Source organism: Bartonella rattimassiliensis 15908, assembly GCF_000278215.1.
Lineage (GTDB): Bacteria > Pseudomonadota > Alphaproteobacteria > Rhizobiales > Rhizobiaceae > Bartonella > Bartonella rattimassiliensis.
Window position 1 is genome coordinate 137,712 of the sequence record NZ_JH725067.1, and the last position, 16,521, is coordinate 154,232.

Genomic DNA, 16,521 nt, shown 5'->3' on the forward strand with positions numbered 1-16,521 from the left:
TGCGCGTCTTTCTTCAAAACTTTTCCTTCATGGAGATGTTATTTATCAGCGTAGGTTGAAGAAAGCTGGTTTTTCTGGAACGAGTTTCTCTGCTGGATTGCGTCATCTTTTTTGAAATACACATAGTGTTTTTATATGAAAGGCAGAGGATTTTTCATCTTTTAATGTGTAAAATTTATTTTGCTTCATCAATATGGTTATTTTTTTGATCTAAAAGGTTATAATAAGTGATTTTCTAGATTTATGATTAAAGATGCTCATTCATATCCTTTCTTCCTTGTATGCGATGAGGAATTTTTCTTAAATTTTTGATGTTATGAGATGGAGAAGGATTTTATTGTGAATGGGAGAAGCTTGAATGTCTTGGGTTTCATCTTTCAAAAGAGGTGCTATTGATGGTTCTTGTTGGTCGTTTTTTTTCTTTATTAATTTTTGTAGATCACAAATTTTAAATCTTATGATCTTTATGCATTGTTTTGAATGTTTTTTTAGGATGTTGATTTGGGTATTTTGGTTAAATACTTTTCTTTTTAGAAAAGACAGGAGGTTACAGGTCAAATTATAATAAAAAGGCAAAGTATATTTTACTGTGTTTTTACAGTTGTTTTTTCTTTTTTGCAAATGATAGAAATGATAAGTGCCAAGAGCATTTTTGATAAAGTACAGCATATTATCTTTATTGCTATAATGAGTGGACATCTTTCTCCTCTTTTCCAGCTTTCCATACTGCGCAGAATTTAATATTCAAAAGGGCTCATAAGAAGCATTTTTACTTTTTCTAATAGTTCTTCTTGATATGCCAACTGCGTTTATAACGGCAAGGGTTTCATCATTTGATATAAATAGGTTTGAAATAAAAAAAATCGTAATATTCAGTTTGTTATTCAACATATAGAATGATTTGTGGGTATTTTTTATTGGGGAGGGTTATGCTTGTTGGTGTTTGGCTTAATCAGTGATATTAATTACACCGCATTCACCGTTTTCGCTGCCAAAGATGAGATTATGCCCCGTTTGATTCCAGTTGAGTGCTGAGATAGCACTTTTCCCGTAACCTTTCAGAAGAATTTCTTTCCCATCATGAAAATGTGCTGCTAAAATTATTCCATCATTAAAGCCGATTGCTACAATTTCTTTGCTTGGGTGGCATGAGACGGTGTTAACAAGCGCATTGGCTCGTGTTCCTAGTTCTAGTGGTGTTTTTCCTATGGGGCCGTCTTTTGTATGAAAGGGCCAAACAATTGCGGCAGAGGCACCTGATGTTGCTAGCCATTTTCCTTTTGCACTCCAAGACCAGCTTTTTACTTTGTTGGGATAGCCACTCATGCGTAAATGTTGATGATCGGTAAGGCGCCAGCCATGGAGGGCATTTTCTTGCATCGTGGAAATGATATAGCGGTTGTCTGGTGAGAAGGTGACACCACAATGGGCTCCTTTCCATACTAATGTAGTTGGGGGGATTTGCGTTGAGAGCCAATGAAGGGTAACCCCATTGTAATGGGCAACGGCAAGCCGCAAACCTTTGGGAGCAAAAGCAAGACCTTCTACACTGTGTTCATGAAGTAGCTCTTGCTGCTCTTTTTCGACATGTGCCCATGCGATACGTGAGGAAGAAAAGGCAAAAACTTTTTGTGGTCCAAAAGTAACGTTGTTGATCCACTTACGGTCTCTTTGTTCGAGTAATTCTGTACACCCATCTGCTGTTGTTTGACAAATTTTGCCATCTTCTCCACCAGTGATGATGGCTGTGTTATCAGGGGAAAAATGGCTTGAAATTATTCCTTGGTGTACATCAAGAATTTCGGCAGCGGGGGTTAAAATAACAATGAAGCCTTCTGCGGAAACAAAGGCTGGTTTGTTGCCTATAAAACCGCAGGAAAGGCAGTAGCTTTGGAGATCGTAATCGGTAATATTTGGCATTGTTACTCGCTTTATGCACAATTTTCAAAACCCGTTTTCAGTTTTTCACCATCAAGCGTGCGGCCGATAAAAACAAGTCGACTTTCACGTTTTTCATCTGCACGCCATGGACGTTGATGTTGTCCATCAAGAATCATATGGATGCCTTGGATGACATAACGATCATCATCTCCTTGAAAGGCGATAATACCCTTTAATCGCAAAATATCAGGACCTTGTTGTTGCGTAACATATTGAATCCATGGAAAAAACTTTTCTGGTTGAAGAACACCTGTTTTTAAACTCACAGAAGTAATGGTCAGGTCATGCATGGTGGATACAGGGTGATGTTCATGATCATGTGTGCAGTCAGGACTACAGACATGATCTGAATGGTGATGGTTGTTGTCTGAGTGCTGATGGTCGAGAAAATGAGGATCATTTTCTAAAATGCGTTGGAGATCAAAAGAACCACGATTGAGGAGCTTTTCAAGAGGGATATTGGCACGCTCTGTTTCATAAAGAATGGCATGAGGATTAATGGCAAGAATGAGTGATCGGACATGGGCGTGTTCCTGGGTATTGACAAGATCAATCTTATTTAAAAGAATGATATCAGAGAAAGCAATTTGCTCTTCAGCTTCATGGCTCTTTTTCAGTTGGGATGGCAAATGTTGTGCATCAACAACTGCTATAATGCTGTCGAGAGTCGTTTTTTCTTGAACAGTGTTATCCATGAAAAAAGTTTGTGCAACGGGAATGGGATCTGCAAGTCCTGTTGTTTCTATAATGATAGCATCAAATCGGTGAGAGCGTTGCATCAGGCTTTCCATAATACGAATAAGATCACCGCGCACAGTGCAGCAAACACAGCCATTATTCATTTCGTAAATTTCTTCATCTGATTCAATAATGAGGTCATTATCAATACCAATTTCGCCAAATTCATTGACGATGACGGCATAGCGCTTGCCATGGTTTTCGCTAAGAATGCGATTGAGAAGGGTGGTTTTTCCTGAACCAAGATAACCGGTAAGAACTGTAACAGGAAGTTTTGTGGGGTTATTTTGTGTCTTTTCCATAAGGGCTACCTTTTATTGTAATGCATTTATTTTAAATCGATTGATATCATCAAGTAAATCACGAAGCTGAGATAGAACATGAGCAAAAATTGCTTCACCGGCTTGTGATGTTGCTTGGCTTGCATTGCCTGCTGCCCCTTGTTTGTTCAAATCACGCATTTTCCATCCAAAGGCGTGAGGACCATAAGCGCGTAAATACCGATAATGAGCAATCATATCAGCTTGCTTATTATGAAAATTTTTAGCTTTTTCCATATGGACTTTTTCTGGTGCTAAATAGAGCATGAGGGAGGTTTCTATAAAGCCTCCATGAATATCAAGATGTTGTTGAGGTGGCTCTATAAAACCTTGTGGGAGACCAAAACGACTCCAGCTTGTTGCAACCGCAAGCATTGAAAAACGTTTCCGTAATTCGGTAATAACAATGCTCATTAAAGGTGAGTTTCCTCCATGAGCATTAAGAAGAAGAAAACGTTTTATCCCTTTATGATAGCAGTTTTCACCAATCTTTATCCATCGTTCGATAGCATCAGAAAAGTTGAGGGTTTTAGTGCCCGTAATATCCATATGTTCAACAGAATAACCAATCTTTTCAACTGGTAAAAGTGCGATAGAGAATTGTTCTTTCGTTTGTAAGGTGAGGGCTTTTGCAAAAGCTTCGGCAATAATCCAGTCGGTTTCAAAAGGAAGGTGCTCTCCGTGATATTCGTGTGCACCCAAAGGTAGAAGAGCGAGAAAAGGCGTGTTAGATACCATAAATTATTGCCCAAAAGAGAAGTTAATACAGACAAAGTGATTAAAGGTGCTGTCACTTTAATCTATCTATAAGAGAAACGCAAATAGGCGGATTTTTATAGCACAGAGAGATGTTATAAAAAATGAGAGCTTTCTTAAAAATAGTGAAGGTTTTATTGAGATAAGCTAATATAGTCTTTGATATAAGGTGTAGTGATCAATTCTAAAGATAGTTCTCTTTTGTAAGAATTTTTGATGCGTCTTTTTGTTTTTTATCAGTAAATATTTAGGAAGATTAAATAGTTTACATTATGACATCATCGAATGAAAAATAATTCTTTTTATTATATCTAAAAAAGTAAGTTTAGATGAAGTTTAATAGTCTTTTTTCTGTTATAAAGCTAGGATAATCAAAGAATTTCTGTTGTAGCGAAGGTTACGAGGGCACAGATTTGGATTTCAGTCAGGATTTTTGCATTCTTAATTCAAGTTCACGTAGACAGCTTATAAAAAAAATAGAAATGTTTGTAACAAAAGGATAAAAATATTTGTTCACTCATTTTACTTTGAACAGTGTCTTAACAGGTTTTAGTGTTCATGAAAGAAATGAATGTAATGAAAGGAATTTATATGAGATGAAATCGCGTAATGACAATATATTTTAGAGTATTTATTTTTTCATGTTGAACGAGGGTCTCGAATATCGTAATATTTCCTTATTCCAAATTTTCTTCATGTTGAGTCAATAAAAATCATGTCTTTTGCACATCATAAACGGATTAGCTGCGTGGAGTGGAGTTGTAAAAGAAAGACATGCTAAATTATCTCAAGTGCTAAGGTTGGTTTGCAACATTGAACTTTAGCGAAGTGTATAATGGTGCAGGATTGCTCTTTTATTAAGTTTAAAAATGGGAGCTTCTATAAATTTTATATTATTCATAAGGATAAAGTATCTTTGTATCTAGGGCTTTCACACAATAAGAAAAATGATAAATTATATATAAAAATCAACAAAATAAATTTAAAACAATAGAGGGGAGTTATGCATGAATGGGAAGAGTCTTAAGTAAAAGGTCTTGTTTAGCGCGAAGGCGTGCAATCCACTGATCTTCACGAATAGCAGTATTATGTATTGTAATGAGTTCATTTTTTTTAATTTTAGCTGTCACCGTTGCTTTTTCCAAAAGTCCACAAGGTATAGCTTGGTGTTCGCAAGCCTCTGTACGGCTCATTAACCAAGAACGATAAGTATAGAGACCGATAAAATCTAACTGATCGCCTGGTTGTAAATCTTTTTTCGCAACAGCACAGACTTCTGCTACGGGACGGTTAAGGGGAACCATATCTTTTTTGCCATAAAGCATAATGCGTGCGCAAGTGAGAGGCACTTCCATTGCTGTTAAATGATAGGGGCGATGAAAGGTGAAATAAGGTCCCTGACCAATTTTTAAATCTTCCATACGTTCGCGTAAACGTGGATGTGCTATTTCTGCAATGACAAAGACACCTGGGGACACACCTTTACCTATTGAATAATCCACAACACCATATTTCTGCAAAATTCCCCCATACTGTTTCGGGATAAGCACTTTGTTTAAATCTTGCAGCGTCGCTTGCGGTCCATGCATTCCTGGGCAATCAGGGAGAAGGCCAGTAGCATTGGCAATTGCTGCCATTTCAACCATCGTTTTGGAACCATCAATAAATTCAACCAACATACGCACATTCATATTACGACGGCGTGCTTCCTCTTCGTAAGCATCAGGTGTAGCATCAAAGAGTAGAGGATTATTTTTCCCTTTACCCGCTGCAACAATTTTATGTCCAAGAGCTGAAACAAATTCAATGAGCTCCATGCAAGAAGTGGGTTCATCACCGGCACCAAGAGTATAAATAAGCCCTCGTTTTTCTGCTTCATGTTTCAAATAAACACCAATCGTAACATCTGCTTCAACATTCATCATGACAAGATGTTTGTTATTCTCAAGCGCTTTTAAGCCAATTTCTGCTCCCACTTCAGGATAGCCTGTTGCATCAATAATGATATCAATTTGTTCATGGCGCAAAACAAGGTCAATATCATCTGTTGCTGCAATCAAACCTTTTTCAATACTTTGTGTGAGAGCATGAGTATTTTCAACTTCACAGACATGTCCATCTTCGCCATAAGCTAGCATAGCAGCATCAAAAATACGTGATGGCGTTCTAGTGGCTACTGCAGCGACCCTTATACCATTCATCTGTGCGGTACTTGATAATAAATCTGTACCCATCTCACCACAACCAATCAATCCAATACGGATGGGGGGATGGTTTTCTGCACGCTGCTTCAAATCATGCGCTAAACCTGTTAGGTTCACATTGCTTGCCATTCTTTTTTCCCATTTGAAAATTATTCTGCTAGAAAAGTTTTCTTATTCATAAAACGTATTTGTTTTTAAGACAATTAATCTTTTATTCTTGATGCTCTAATCAATGGCTTTTATAAAAGCAAGCGCAATGCTTTGCTTTTATAAAATAAAATGGGAATAGCGTTATGCAGCAGAAAATAGCAGTACAGGATGTCACCAGTTTTATTGGTAAAGAAGTGGGATTATCGGAATGGCGTCTTATTACACAAGATATGATTAATCAGTTTGCATGCGCTACAGATGATCATCAATGGATACATGTTGATGAGGAAAGGGCTAAAAAGACGCCTTTTGGTGGCACGATTGCGCATGGTTTTTTAACATTATCGCTTTTATCTACACTTGCTTATGAAGCTCTTCCAGAGTTGGAAGGGACAAAAATGAAAATTAATTATGGATTCAATAAAGTGCGTTTTATGAGTCCTGTGAAAACAGGAATACGGGTCCGTGCGCGTTTTGTGTTAGATGATGCAGAAATTCGCCCTTCTGGTCGCGTAGTTTTCCATTATGGAGCTACAATGGAAATTGAACAGTGTAAAAAACCTGCTCTTACTGCTCAATGGCTTATTGTTGCTATGGTGGAAGAGAAATCTCCCGATATCTAGCTTATTTGAGTGCTTTATTTTATAAAATTTTTGTACAATTTTTCAAGAGTTTCTTCGATGATAACATTGAGAATGATTAATGGGAGGATGGTTATGGTAGAGGTATTACAACGTTGATAATCGTAGCAGGTTTCTTTATCTTCTAAATCATTTTGATGGAGGCGAGGGCTGAAGAAAATCCTGATCAATATATTAATTGATCATTTCCATGTTGACACAGAACCTCGAATATTGCAAGCTTTCTATTTCATCCTTTTTATATTAAAGCAATTCAAACTATTGGTTTACCTGTTACAAACAGGGCTTATATGGGTAAAGCCATTTAAGAAAAGAAGAAAGATGCTTGGCACTATTTGTGGAATCTCTGAAATAGGAAAACAACCTAATTGGGAGAGAATGTAAAGTTGAAAACCAATCCCCAGTATTGCCATCATGCTTTAATGGTATCCATATCCCTCATGCAAAATAGAATGCTTCAAATGGAGTATACTTGTGTTGCTAATTTACGCGCTTGTTTTAAAGAAATATTTCTCAAGCTTCTCAAACAACCCATTTGGCCACAGTGTTTGTGAAGGGTATAACGATAAAGTCCACTAGTATTCCTATAACTTTCAGATTCTTGCTGCTGTACTCAAAAGCTTTCTGTATGCAATCAAGGTTGTCCTCAAACTCCAGCTTATCTCAATACCAATAATGGTGGAAAATGTTTAAACTTTATCGGTGTTAGCATACAGGTTGATTGGTGTTAATACTAGAAGGTTTTGCAGGTTAAGATGAGATACAAAATATCGTTGACAGAACTTAAGGGCGGAGTAGTCTTTACAGTGATTTGGTTCTCTTTGTTTCTCTTGAAATTATAATGCTTTCATCAAAAAAATTGCTCACAGTTTTTCACCTCCTGTGTTGAACAAATAAGATATATCACGACAAGCATAATGAAGTAGATTTAAGGTTATAGAAAAACTGTATATATCATAATTTATCAGGATAATGGATTGTTGCAATCGTACGTTTTTTTATATATATCGCCGCTGGATATGAAAATGAACGAAGCTTTAATTTTCTTGCTGCTAACTTGATGCTAAGTGGTGGGGAGCAAGAATAAGCGGTGTTATTATTCGTATTTCCCATCTATAGTTTCAAAAGCATTATAGATGATGAATTTCCAAACCACCAATTTTGAGGGCTACTGTGTTAGCTACATTACCTAAAGATATACGCTCTTTAATAATACAAGCGCCTATGGCTGGTGTATCGACGCCTGAGATGGCGGCTGCCGTATCTAATTCTGGTGCGGTTGGTTCGATAGCTATTGGCGGGTTGGGGCCGGATGAAGCAGTTTTGTTAATTCAAAAAACGAAAACACTAACTGATCGGCCATTTAATATTAATCTTTTTTGTCATGATCCTTTTTTGTCTGTGGATACAGCAAAGGATACTCATTGGCGAACTAAGCTAAACGATCATTTTTTAGGTGGGGAATCGATACTAAATACTCCTCTTAAAAATATATACGCTTCTATTAAAAATAATAAGGCTTTAGCTATGGCTGTCGCTGCACAAGCCCCTGATATTATTAGCTTTCATTTTGGTGTCCCTGATGATGATATCATTGACATCTTTCGACAGACCGGTGCTAAACTGATGGCTACTGCAACTTGTCTTGAGGAGGGGAAAGAAATTGCAGTCAGGGGTTTGGATGCGATAATTGCTCAAGGCTTTGAGGCAGGGGGACACCGAGGGCAATTTAATCTTTCACAATTCGACGAGAAGTTATCAACGCACGTCTTGACTCGGCTTTTGGCCCAGCACTTGTCACTTCCGATAATTGCTGCGGGTGGTATAATGACTGGGGCTGATATAGCGAGCGTTATGCTCATGGGTGCTCAGGGAGTACAATTAGGGAGTGCCTTTATAGGCTGTAGCGAAAGCGGTGCGAGTCATTGTCATAAAAATCTTTTGCAGTCTGATAAATCCATACCAACCGTTTTGACGCGAGCTATTTCCGGGCGGCCTGCGCGGTCAATAATGACGCCGTTTGTCCAATGGGCGATGAGTATTACTGATAAGGATATTCCGGAGTATCCTTACGGTTATGATGCCTTCAAGCAGCTGCAAAAAAGTATGCTCTTACGAGAAGATCTTGATATAGGCCCTTTTTGGGCGGGGCAAAGTGCTTTCTTGACGCGTTTTATTCCGGCAGGACAAATTATCGTAGAGTTAGAAAATGAGTATACTCGCTATATACAGGGCTAAGAAAAAATGAGTCTAAAGCTGATATGACAATGAGTAAAACGATTAAGTACGTATTGAGTGGATTTGCAGCATCCTTAGTTGGCATAGGTTTATCGCGCTTTGCTTATACGCCTGCAACACCTTATCTTATAAACCAAGGTTGGCTTGATGAAAATCATATTTTTTGGGTTGGTTCTGCAAATTTTTTAGGTTACTTCATCGGTGCTTTTTCATCCCCTTATATTTTACGCCTTACTTCTCCAAGATATGCATTGAGATTAGCGTTCTTCATGAGTGGGCTGTCTTTTTTATGCTGTTGTTATCCATATGGAAACTTGTGGTTCATGATATGGCGTTTTATTGTAGGTTTGTCGGGTGGAATCTTAACAGCTGTGGCTGCTCCGACTTTGTTATCGGCTATGGATCCAAAAGATCGTGCTCGTGCTGGTGGCATAATGTTTTCAGGAGTGGGATTAGGCTTGCTATTATCTGCTTTGTTTACTCCGATGATAGCTAGTATTAAAGTATATTATTATTGGGGGGCACTTTTTTTAATCACTCTTATATTTTTTATAATAACCTATCGGTTTATACCCAACACGAATTTTGAGCATATTAAAAAGTCGTATAAGTCTAAGCGAATAGATTATTTTATATATCTAACATATGGTATCAACGCTGCAGCGTTGATGCCATATATATTGTTTCTTGTGAATTTTGTTTTGCTTCGCACAATACCATCAACATATTTTGCTTCTATCATTTGGCTAGTTTATGCCTTTGGTGCGTTTTTAGGAGCTATAATATTGGGTATAGCAGCTAAGAAAACATCGTATTGCTCTGTGATCTTTTTGATGAATTTTGTGCAATTATTTGCTTCGTTTCTATTGCTATTGTTCCCTGATTTGAAGATCGCGTTGTTACTATCGGCCCTTATTATGGGTGCTGCTACCCCTGGCATTGTGCCTTTATATCTTGGTTTGATAGGAGAATTGTCTTCCTCTGATCCACAAATTCAGCAGATTATCTGGAGTAAAGCAGTGTCCGCATTCGCCTTATCACAAGCAATAGCTGCGTATATATTTACTTGGCTTTTCTATATAATAGAGAATTATATCCTGATATTTTCTATTTCGTCATTTCTTCTTTTTATTCTATGTGTGTGGTTTATACAGGAAGGACACTATGGCTACAAACAGAAAAAAAACCATTAATTGTGCTATCATCGGTTTTGGGGCGCGTGGCATTAGTTTTTATGAGAGGATAAATGCCTATGCTCGTCGTTATATAAGTCGTGTGCATATAAACCTGACAATATTTGATCCAAACGAACATGGTTGTGGATCTCATTCGCCAAGACAAGCAGATTATCTATTAGTCAATACAGTTGCATCGCAAATGACTATGTTCTTAGATAAAACTTGTGAAGTTTCCGGCCCATATACCAATGGACCATCATTTGCTCAATGGGCTAAAGATGCAGGTATCCGTAAAATAGGTTCTAATTTCTATCATATGGCTGAAGACTCAGATGTTGGAGCGCCTATAGATGATAATGACTATTTATCACGTGCTGAATTAGGGAATTATTTACAATTCGTTGTAGATTTATTGACAGCAAACAGACCGCGTAATGTAGATGTGTCCATTATCAGATCTCATGTGATTGATATTAAGCCATTATCAGAGTGTGAATTTATTGTTGTGGTAGATGGGGATTATAAGCAGTCCTTTGAATTTATATTTATGACTACTGGGCATGGTACTAATATACTCACAGAAAATGAGCAACAAAAAATAGATTTTGTTTCTTCAAATAAGCATAAAAATCCTAACTTAGGATTTATAAGATCTCCTTATCCTTTATCTATGATAGAAAGTGTTAGCCCTGACGCTCGAGTGCTGGTGCAGGGTATGGGACTAACGGCGCATGATGTTATAGCCGAGCTAACTGTTGGAAGAGGAGGCCGATATAAAGAGAACAGAGGCCGTTTGGAATATATACCATCAGGGCGAGAGCCTGTCATCAGTCTTTTCTCAAGACAAGGACTTCCATTTTCTTCTAGAGCTATAAATGAGAAAGGGGTCTCTGAGGCTTATACAGCTGAATTCTTTACATTAGATTACTTCAAATCTCTGCGACAGGAAAAAAAGAAATTTGATTTTTTTGAAGATGTTCTTCCAGTCTTGAAAAAGGAAATGTTGAGGGCATACTATCATGCTGTGGGTAAGACTGCGTGCATTGACTATGAAGATTTTAGGAAAATTGACGAAATATTATATCCTTTACAAGGTATTGTATTCAAAAACGCTGTTGATTACAAACGCTATATCTATGAATTTTTGGAAGATGATCTCAAAAATGCTTACGCAGGAAATGTTTCTGGTAGTGTCAAAGCAGCAGCTGATGTCTTAAGAGATGTGCGTGATACCATGCGCTATTGCGTTGAATGGGGTGGTTTGACACCAGAGTCGCATGCTCGTTTTGTCAGCGACTTTGTTCCTATTATGAATCGTATAGCTGTCGGTCCGCCTTTAGTGCGAAACAGGCAGTTACTTGCTTTAATTGATAGTGGTTTACTTCGCATAGATCTTGGTCCTTCACCTATTTTAGAAATTGACGAGAAAAATTCTGTTTTCCGTATTGTTGGTACTTTCTTAGAAGAAATAACGACTCAGGTTGCAGATGTTGTTATCCAAGCAAGGATAGATCCATTTGACATAAATCTCGAGCGCTCACCATTAATCAGAAACCTCTTTAGGAAGGGTTTTCTCACAGAATATGTAAATGGAGACTATCATACTGGTGGCTTGAATATTGATAGAAATTATAACATTATTGATCTCAATGGAGGTGTGAGAAAAAATGTGTGGTCTTTAGGTAATCCCGTTGAAGGTCCTTGTTTTTTTACCTTTGTTTTGCCACGACCAGGTGTGAACTCCCGCTTTCTATTGGATTCGGATAAATGTATCCAGCAGATGTTTAATGAAATAGACGTGAATTATGTCACATCTAGGTAAATTTAATCTCTTAAAAAGTGTTTGGGGGCCGCTAAGTAAATAGTTTAAGCGTGATAAGGGTATTTGGCAGCGTATTTTGGGTAATTCTCATGTTGATGATCGGTGAAAAGAAGTAAATTGTCGATAAATTTAAGAAACCGTTACAAGAACGGGTAACTGTTTGTGTATGGGGATATCCCGATTGAGGCGAAAAGGATAGAAGTTTCGCTCCTGTATTCAGGCTTATGGATATGGGAGCAATTCTTGAAGTAAAACTGCATGTGAGAGGTGCGCTGAACGTTGGTTAAACTAAGGGGAACTATGTGAGGCTAATATTCAGGTAATAAATTAATTTATAATGATAAGTCATCGCTGTACACCTTGAATCATAACTCCGAATATTGTAAAATACTCTTATTTAAAGTCTCTTGATGTTGAATTAATTTTATTCGCTTTTGTGTCCCACAAGGGGGTAGTGTATGGAAGGCTAGAGAAGAGAGGTGAAAAAATACCTCTCATAAATTGCCTTGGGATTGTCGCAACATTATAAGTCTCACTCTTAATTTGAATAGAATGCACGCCATTGCTAAGCATTTTTGGTTTATTCTGTTGCAGTAATGGGAAAATTTATTCAAAGAGTTTTCTGGATTTTCTCACAATCTCTCATCCACGCTTAAGAGGGCTTAAAACCTCAAAAAGAGTAAACTGAGTAAATTTAGCTTCATGGGATAAAATATCTCTATGTATCAGAAGATATCTCGCTAATTCAATTCCTCGTACAGTTTACCTCTCCGCTTTCACCATATCTTTGTTCATATCTAAATTTGCTGTTGTTTCTGTGATGTTTTTATTTTCAACAGGAGCCATGGAACATAATTTTCTGGTGGAATGGCAATAAAATGGACTTTATTTATTTACACGTGGGATATGGTGAAGAGACGTAGATGACAGAGTATATTTATCGGTGAGATATCGAGGCTATTGAAATAGACCATTCCCTTAATTCTATTCATAAAATGCTTTTTCAGCTCTTTTCAAAATCAAAAAAGGTTCATGCGTTGAATAGAAGCCTTTTGCCTCTCACAAGTTAGTTCAACATTGTCACTCTAATCCATTTCGGTGCTATTAATCAGAAGAGGAAGCAATAAAACTATCAATATCTTCTTTTTTAATTGAATGAAAAGTATTATATTCTTTACATTGAATAGCCACATAGCAACTTTCATCACGGATTGTAGCCACTAGATCAATCCCAATATCAGTTCCATTTTCCTTATGCTCTTGCGCTCATTCGCAATAGGTTTGAACCTTTTTGTATTCTTGCTTTTGTAGAGGGCCTTGTGTCAAATAAACCTTCATAAGGTTTTCAAATATGGTTCCTAATTCACGGGGTGATTTAGCTCGTTGACGATAATATTCTAAGAGCGAGCGTAAAGTGATGTGTTCATTATCAGACTTAATAGATTGCAGCATATTGTAATAAAAATTCCTTGTCTTATGAGATGATTAATAACCATTAAAAGAATCAAAACGAATTCAATTAAATGTATTTAAAGAAAATATCGATAAAAATGGGAAAAACTGCTAAAAAATCCGATAGTTTTTTCAAAAGAGGTCTTTAAAAGCTCTGCTTATCAACGATCCATGACACGGGGTAAGATCAGCAAAATAGTGAAATTTTCTATTCGTTTCACGGGTTAATCAAGATAAATGCACTATGTGCTTATAATATATCAGAATAAGTATTTTGATAAGTTTTATTACGAATTTTGCTTATAGGTTTTGAAGGTGTAAAAATCGTCAATCCCCTCTCAAAACGTATATTATTGATTGAATTTAGAGGTTGTATTATCAATATTAGTTGTTTTTCTAAGGTTTGTAAAATATTAATATATTGAAAAAATAATGTTTTTACTTTTTATCGTTTTTTTATCTAAAAGGGGCAACCGTCAAAACTCAAAACCCTTTCAAAGACTTATATAGGTTGTATTTTGGATATCTTTGACACAAGATTTAAAAGGACCACTGTATATCTCTTCTTTAAAAAATTATGAAACAAAAAACTCTCAAAGATACTTTGTAAACTCTCTGTTGGGAACAAGAAGATCTTTGAAGGTTTTTAAGGACAACAAAAAATTACAATGGCTTTATTGTTTTATGCTGTTGTTTTTGACGCAAGGATGTCATTCATACCGTCTATCGGGACACCGACCTAATTCATTCCTCTCTATGGGAAATTCACGAATATAATTACAACGGCATAAAAGCTCTAAAGCTTGCTTTACGGCTTGATTGTCTTTTAAAGAACGCCAACATCGTCTATAGATATCTCTTGCTGTAAAAACATCGGGTAAATGATCACAACGCTCGACAATCAATTTTGCACTTTCTACTGTTAATGTATCATGGGCCGCATAAAGACGTTTTGCATGACTTAACAGATAACTTGTCCAACGCAAGGCTGTTGTGATGGCATAGGGTCCGATTTCTAAACGACCACCGTCAAGAAGTTCAAAAATCAAGGCAAGGCTTGCTATGGTCTTAGGCATTTTTAAAAGATGCGCTTGTAAGCTTTCTGAGTGCGTACCTCCTTTTGCTTCTCTATGAAGATGCTCTAACCATTCATAAAATTGCATTTGTGCTTTAGCAGAAAAACGCATGATCAGCGGCTGTTCAGGAGACCCTAAGCGTTTATCACGAAAAGAGCGAAACACCCCTTCATACTTTTGCCATGCCTCTTTATTGGGCGGTCTATCAATCACTTGCCATTCTTTATTGTCATCGGGCCAGACAATCATTTGAAAGCGTTGCAATAAACCATCATCATTTATTCCACGGTTTATTGCTTGAATGAGGGGAATAATGCGTGAAGGTTGAATGCCTCCAATCATGGATAAAGTGACATGAGGGATAAAAATGGTTCCACGCTCTATACGGTCATAGGTAGATTGATCATCTCCATTAAAAGCTGTGAGATAAAAGGAACGATCTGTTTGATATTCCTTTCTTTCTAGATTGGCTAAAAAGCCAGCCAGTTCATCACGCACCATTAAGAGACCACGGGGGTTTTCTTTTAAGAGTTCCCCAAGCTTTTCAACGGTCACATCATTGACAATAAACCGAGAAACATCATTATTATGTGCCTTGTCTTTAGAGAGGGTTTCATACAACAGAGCACGAGCTGTTTCACACTCTCCTTTTCTTATCGCTTTATTTGCTTGTCTTTCCTTTTCTCGTTTGTCTAAAGTTTCAAGTTTCTCTTCAATTTCTTGTTTTTCTTTTTGCTTTAACCAGTTTTTATACCATTCCTTTTGAAGGCAAGAGATAGGAGCTAAAGCGGCTTTCATGGCTGGTGTTTTGAAAGTTGACGATTGCCCAATCAGAGCACCCCAGAGATTAGGCACGACAATCCAATCATCATGCTGTTTTGGGGCAATCCGCACGCCATTGCCAATGACAGCAGCCAAGGCACAGAGAGCAGAGACAGCAATAAAATCCATAGGAGCCTGTTGACGCTCTGAAACGTCATAGACATAATCCATGAATGGCATTGGGAGTTGTAATGGGTTAAAAGGCTCGACGGGTAAGAGAGCCGCCGTGATAAGCTTTAATTCCCCCCAACCATTTTGTTGCAATGCTTGTTTATAAGGAATGGCTTCTAAACAAGTCTTATCATTTAAAGAGATTTTATCGTTATTATTAACGAGTGTATTTTGATTGTTGCTTTCTACAATATTGTTTTTATTTTTTATCATTGATGACCTTTTAGTATCAGAAAATCATTGAAATCTAGATCGTAGGGGGCTTGTATCATAAAAACCTCAAAGCCTTGGCTATAAGCGCGCGCAGCGAGGTTAAAACCTGCTTTACACTCTACGCATCATCGCCATCCATTGCGATTGTCAAACGCCATTTTGTAAGAGGTAAATTCACATGTATCATGCCATGGGTTGAAAGGGATGCCCATAAATCAACGGGCTCTGTTAATAACCCAGACAGCAGGGCTAGACCGGTTTCAATGCCTTCACAAATGACCAGATGTTTTGGATTGCCTTGGCTTAAATACACCGCGCCATTCGTTACAGATCCCAACATGGCTTTTTCTGGTTTTTAATTTGTTTTGCAGTCATTGTCTTTTAAAAAGGTTCTATGCATGGCAAATGAGCCAGCCCTCTTCACAAGAGCCACCAACGTGGGCAGTGTCATTCCTGAGGGATGTGGACATTTGTCGTGAAAGCGTAAATCAGCAGGCAATTCACATGTGATCTCCCGCGTGCGTAAATAGGTTTCTGCTAAAGTATTTTTGATTGATTTGCTTTGTTGCCAAATTGCTTTTGTTCTCTCTGCTTTCTGTTTTGCTCGTGTGAGATCAGCACAAAACTGTTTGGATAAAGAAAGCGTATGATCATAAATTTTATCAAAAAAGGCTTGTTTTCTAAGCAAGCCAATTCTTATAAGCGCTTTTATAAAGAAGGTAGACAATATTAAAAGAAGAGGGTGGAGTGGCTAGCATTATGCCTAGAAAATAACCATAAACTGTAAAAAATTAGATTA

9 protein-coding genes and 2 pseudogenes are annotated in these 16,521 nt (G+C 37.4%); 4 read left to right on the top strand and 7 right to left on the bottom strand.

What is annotated here, in order from left to right:
• Nucleotides 1-948 precede the first annotated feature (948 nt).
• The 4 genes from MCY_RS06335 to MCY_RS06350 form a co-directional block, all read right to left on the bottom strand.
• On the bottom strand, nt 949-1,920 hold the full coding sequence (locus tag MCY_RS06335) for a WD40 repeat domain-containing protein (protein ID WP_007347546.1): 972 nt from the start codon (nt 1,918-1,920) through the stop codon (nt 949-951).
• Between the two features lie 11 nt (nt 1,921-1,931).
• Entirely contained in the window at nt 1,932-2,981 is a 1,050-nt protein-coding gene (locus MCY_RS06340; protein ID WP_007347547.1) for a CobW family GTP-binding protein, read from the bottom strand.
• A 12-nt stretch (nt 2,982-2,993) separates the two neighbouring features.
• Nucleotides 2,994-3,737: a creatininase family protein gene (locus MCY_RS06345; RefSeq protein ID WP_007347548.1), complete on the bottom strand. Its 744-nt coding sequence runs from the start codon at nt 3,735-3,737 to the stop codon at nt 2,994-2,996.
• Nucleotides 3,738-4,756: 1,019 nt separating this feature from the next.
• Nucleotides 4,757-6,088, bottom strand: coding sequence for an NAD(P)H-dependent oxidoreductase (locus tag MCY_RS06350; protein WP_007347549.1), 1,332 nt, complete (start codon nt 6,086-6,088; stop codon nt 4,757-4,759).
• A gap of 164 nt (nt 6,089-6,252) precedes the next feature.
• Here MCY_RS06350 and MCY_RS06355 point away from each other — a divergent pair, with 164 nt between their 5' ends.
• The 4 genes from MCY_RS06355 (at nt 6,253) to MCY_RS06370 (ending at nt 11,988) form a co-directional block, all read left to right on the top strand.
• Nucleotides 6,253-6,732, top strand: a complete 480-nt coding sequence (locus tag MCY_RS06355; protein WP_007347550.1) for a MaoC family dehydratase — start codon at nt 6,253-6,255, stop codon at nt 6,730-6,732.
• 1,191 nt (nt 6,733-7,923) lie between these two features.
• Nucleotides 7,924-8,988, top strand: coding sequence for an NAD(P)H-dependent flavin oxidoreductase (locus MCY_RS06360; protein ID WP_007347551.1), 1,065 nt, complete (start codon nt 7,924-7,926; stop codon nt 8,986-8,988).
• A 29-nt stretch (nt 8,989-9,017) separates the two neighbouring features.
• A complete protein-coding gene (locus MCY_RS06365) occupies nt 9,018-10,181 on the top strand; it encodes a YbfB/YjiJ family MFS transporter (protein ID WP_244427365.1) in 1,164 nt (387 codons plus the stop codon).
• Entirely contained in the window at nt 10,153-11,988 is a 1,836-nt protein-coding gene (locus MCY_RS06370) for an FAD/NAD(P)-binding protein (RefSeq protein WP_007347553.1), read from the top strand. The genes MCY_RS06365 and MCY_RS06370 overlap by 29 nt, the downstream gene beginning before the upstream one ends.
• Before the next feature lie 1,022 nt (nt 11,989-13,010).
• On the opposite strand, the pseudogene MCY_RS09155 reads toward MCY_RS06370, so the two are convergent.
• The 3 genes and pseudogenes from MCY_RS09155 to MCY_RS10075 all read right to left on the bottom strand — a co-directional run.
• Nucleotides 13,011-13,440: pseudogene (locus tag MCY_RS09155) on the bottom strand (restriction endonuclease); the annotation flags it as partial.
• 710 nt (nt 13,441-14,150) lie between these two features.
• Nucleotides 14,151-15,722: a YfjI family protein gene (locus tag MCY_RS06380; protein ID WP_007347555.1), complete on the bottom strand. Its 1,572-nt coding sequence runs from the start codon at nt 15,720-15,722 to the stop codon at nt 14,151-14,153.
• Nucleotides 15,719-16,434 (bottom strand): annotated as a pseudogene (locus tag MCY_RS10075) (DUF7146 domain-containing protein); the annotation flags it as partial. The gene MCY_RS06380 and the pseudogene MCY_RS10075, both read right to left, overlap by 4 nt.
• Between the last annotated feature and the right edge of the window lie 87 nt (nt 16,435-16,521).